Consider the following 3932-nt stretch of genomic DNA (forward strand, 5'->3'; position numbering starts at 1 on the left):
GCGCGGTCGGCGCGGGCGCCGTGTCGGAGGAGGGCGACGGCCCGCTGCTCTCGGGCGCCGACTTCTGCTCGACCGCGTTGCGGTTCTCGGACCCGGCGCCGGCGGGCGCGCCCGGCGGCTTCTCGGTGACGGGCTTGTCGGTCTTCACGTCGGCGGGCTTGGCCGGGCTGTCCTTGCCCTCGGAGGCCTTGCCGGCGGCCGGCTTCTCCGAGGTCGGCTTGTCGGCCGGCTTCTCGGCAGCCTTCGCATCAGCCGGCTTCTCGGCGGGCTTGGCGGCGTCCGCGGGCTTCGCCGCGTCGGCCGGCTTGGCCGCGTCCGCAGGCTTGGCCTCCGCCGCCTTCTCGGCCACCGGGAGCGGCTTCGGGCTGTCCGACAGGGTGTGGAGGTAGGCGATGACGTTGGCGCGTTCCTGCGGCGACGAGATGCCGGCGAACGCCATCTTCGTGCCCTTCACGTAGGCCTTCGGGCTGGTGAGGAATTCGTCGAGGTCGGCGTAGGTCCAGGCGCCGCCCTTCTCCTTCATCCCGGCCGAGTACTCGAAGCCCTCGTGGCCGCCCTTCTTGCGCTCGACCACCTCCCACAGGTCCGGGCCGACCTTGTTCGGGCCGCCCTTCTCGAAGCTGTGGCAGGCCTGGCAGGCCTTGGTGCCGCCCTGGCCCTTCTCGACGTTGGCCGAGGCCAGGCGCACCGCGATCGGCTCGACCTTGGCGGCCTCGGGCGCGGCGGCGCTCTCTTCCTTGGCCTCCGGCAGGTCGTAGCCGGCCTTGCCCGCGGGCTTGGGGTGGTAGATCAGCTCGGCGACGAAGCCCGATCCGGCCACGAACAGCAGGGCGCCGAGGACCGCACCGGCCACCTTGTTCAGCTCGAACGAGTCCATGCTCTCTTCAACTCCTGTCGCGCTGCGCGGCGGGCCGGCCCACGCCCGGCGTGCCGGCGCCGGACTTTGGAAGATTTCGAGGGTGCTTAGCCGCTCCAAGCCGACCTTGACAATGGCGGATCGGGTGACGACGGCCACACGATTGGTCGCACGCCGCCCGCCACCCAACGCGCCCGGGCGCCCTCGGGTGCCCGAACCGGGCCTGTGGCGTGCCCCCGCGGGGCGTTTGGCGTACACCCAGCGGGGCGTACGACCGCGCGCCGGCGCCTTCGATGACAAGGCGGCGGGCGCCTGTTAAGCACCCGTCCGCGGCCGGATCGCTGGCCCCAAATCGCCGCCTCAAAGTCGCTCGCCCGAGATCGCCGACGGATGTCCGATCCCCTCGTCCTGATTCCCGCCCGCCTCGCGGCGACGCGCCTGCCGAACAAGCCTCTGGCGCTGATCGCCGGCGAGGCGATGATCGTCCACGTCTGGCGCCGCGCGGTCGAGGCCGGCATCGGCCCGGTGGTGGTCGCCACCGACACCGCGGAGATCGCCGCCGCGGTCGAGGCGGTGGGCGGCGTCGCGGTGATGACGCGGGCCGACCACCCGTCGGGCTCCGACCGGCTCGCCGAGGCCCTGGAGATCGTCGACCCGCAGGGGAACCACGACGTCGTCGTCAACGTGCAGGGCGACCTGCCGACGATCGACCCGCGCGCCATCGGCGCGGCGGTGGCGCTGCTCGCCGACCGGGCGGTCGACATCGCGACGCTGTGCGCGCCGATCACCGATCCGGCCGAGGCCGACGACCCGAACGTGGTCAAGCTCGTCGGCCACACGGTCGGGCCGGAGCGCCTGCGCGCGCTGTACTTCACCCGTGCCCGCGCTCCGTGGGGCGACGGGCCGCTGTTCCACCATATCGGCCTCTACGCCTACCGCCGCCGGGCGCTGACGCGCTTCATGGCGCTGCCGCCGGGCGAGCTCGAGACCCGCGAGAAGCTGGAGCAGCTCCGCGCCCTGGAGGCCGGGATGCGCATCGACGCCGCGATCGTCGACGACCTGCCGCTCGGCGTCGACACCCCCGCCGACCTGGAGCGCGCCCGCGCCCTGCTCGGCGCCCGCCGCCTCAACTGACGATCCGATGACCGATCCGAAGACCATCAGCTACCAGGGCGAGCCCGGCGCCAACTCGCACATCATCTGCGCGGAGGCCTACCCGGACTGGACGCCGCTCCCCTGCCCCACCTTCGAGGACGCCTTCGCGGCGGTCACCGAAGGCCGGGCGCAGGCCGCGATGATCCCGATCGAGAACTCGATCGCGGGCCGCGTCGCCGACATCCACCACCTGATCCCGACCTCGGCGCTCCACATCGTCGCCGAGCACTTCCTGCCGATCCACTTCCAGCTGATGGTCCTGCCGGGCACGAAGCTGGAAGACCTCAAGTCCGTCCACACCCACGTCCACGCGCTCGGCCAGTGCCGCCGCATCATCCGGCGGCTCGGCCTCAAGGCGGTGGTGGCCGGCGACACCGCGGGCGCCGCCCGCGAGGTGATGGAGGCCGGCGATACGTCCCGCGCGGCCTTGGCGCCGGCTCTGGCGGCGGAGGTCTACGGCCTCGACATCCTCGCCCGCGATGTCGAGGACGAGGCCCACAACACCACCCGGTTCGTGGTGTTCCGGCCCGACGCCCTGCCTGCGGCTTCGGACGACCGGCCGATGGTGACGAGCTTCGTCTTCCGGGTGCGCAACATCCCGGCGGCGCTCTACAAGGCGCTCGGGGGCTTCGCCACCAACGGCGTCAACATGTCGAAGCTCGAGAGCTACATGGTCGACGGCGAGTTCACCGCGACGCAGTTCTACGCCGAGGTCGACGGCCACCCCGAGGAGCCGGGGCTGGCCCGGGCGCTCGCCGAGCTGGCGTACTTCTCGCGCGAGCTGCGGATCGTCGGGACCTATCCGGCCCACCCGTTCCGTGACGCGGCGCGGCCGGCGGCGGAATAGCTCACTCCCGCCCGATCACCCGGTCGACCACCACGTCGGACCAGAAGCCCGGCCGGAAGCCGCGCTTCAGCGCCTCCGGGTCGTAGACGGTCTCGACCCAGGTCAGGAAGTCGAGGCCCCGCGCCTCCCCCTCGATGCGATAGCGCGCGAAGAACGCGTCGAGGATGCCGGTCTTGGCGAAGCGGAAATGGCCGTAGCGGGCCGAGAGCTGGCGCGCCGCCTCCGCCACCGGGCGGTTCTCGTGCAGGATCAGGTAGAGGGCGGCGCCGAGGCCCGCCCGGTCCGCGCCCGACTTGCAGTGCATCACCGCCGGGTATTCGAGGCCGGCGAAGAAGTCGCGCGCCGCCAGGATCGTCTCGCGCGAGGGCGCCTCGCGGGAGCGCAGCACGAACTCGACGAGCTTGAGCCCCTGGCGCTCGCAGGCCTCGCGCTCCAGCGGCCACGAGCCGTGCTCGCGCCCGCCGCGGAGCGAGACCACCGTGCGCACCCCCTCGGCGCGGAAGCGCGCGAGCTGGTGCGGCCCGGGCTGGGCCGCGCGCCACATCTTGCCCGTGCCGACGGGATGGCGGTTGAGGTAGGCCATCCGGAAGATGCCGTGGTCGACGAACAGCATGTTCGCCCAGGCGCCGAGGCGTGCCGGCGCGCCGCTGATCGGGCGCGCGAAGCGCTCGATGCGGGCCATGCGGCGGGCGTAGCGGGTCTCGGGGCTGAGGAAGCGGTTGAACACGGGCTCTCGGGGCTGCGTCGCGGGGCAGGCCCTATCACCGCACCCGGTGGGCGGCAATTCGGCATCGCCCTTGCCTGTCGTCGGCTGCCTTCTGTTCGCCCCGATCGCGGGAGAACCTGACGGCCCGACGCGGGTTGCCCCTCGCGAACCGCACGACCGAACGGAAGGGTCCGGCCATGAGCACCCGCACCACGAGCATCCGCCGGGCCCGCAACGCGGATGTCGGCGCGCTGTCGGCGGTGTTCGATGCGGCGTGGCGCGAGGCCTATCGCGGGATCATCCCGGGCGTCGCCCTGGAGCGGCTGATCGCCCAGCGCGACGGCGCGTGGTGGCGCGCCGCGCTGAGG

Annotated in this window: 4 protein-coding genes and 1 pseudogene; 3 read left to right on the plus strand and 2 right to left on the minus strand. The window is 72.9% G+C overall.

The window, feature by feature from the left end:
- The coding region (locus FV222_RS19470; RefSeq protein WP_147815429.1) for a cytochrome c family protein at positions 1-877 on the minus strand (877 nt) is incomplete at its 3' end.
- Positions 878-1246: 369 nt separating this feature from the next.
- Here FV222_RS19470 and FV222_RS19475 point away from each other — a divergent pair.
- Together FV222_RS19475 and FV222_RS19480 are read left to right on the plus strand one after the other, a co-directional pair.
- Positions 1247-1990, plus strand: a complete 744-nt coding sequence (locus FV222_RS19475) for a 3-deoxy-manno-octulosonate cytidylyltransferase (protein ID WP_147750545.1) — start codon at positions 1247-1249, stop codon at positions 1988-1990.
- A gap of 7 nt (positions 1991-1997) precedes the next feature.
- Complete coding sequence (locus tag FV222_RS19480; protein WP_147750544.1) at positions 1998-2858, plus strand: prephenate dehydratase; 861 nt, start codon at positions 1998-2000, stop codon at positions 2856-2858.
- A 1-nt stretch (position 2859) separates the two neighbouring features.
- Here FV222_RS19480 and FV222_RS19485 read toward each other — a convergent pair whose 3' ends face one another.
- Entirely contained in the window at positions 2860-3585 is a 726-nt protein-coding gene (locus FV222_RS19485) for a tyrosine-protein phosphatase (RefSeq protein ID WP_147750543.1), read from the minus strand.
- Positions 3586-3761: 176 nt separating this feature from the next.
- Here FV222_RS19485 and FV222_RS31335 point away from each other — a divergent pair.
- Positions 3762-3932: pseudogene (locus tag FV222_RS31335) on the plus strand (GNAT family N-acetyltransferase); the annotation flags it as partial.

The sequence above is a fragment of the Methylobacterium sp. WL103 genome, assembly GCF_008039885.1.
Lineage (GTDB): Bacteria > Pseudomonadota > Alphaproteobacteria > Rhizobiales > Beijerinckiaceae > Methylobacterium > Methylobacterium cerastii.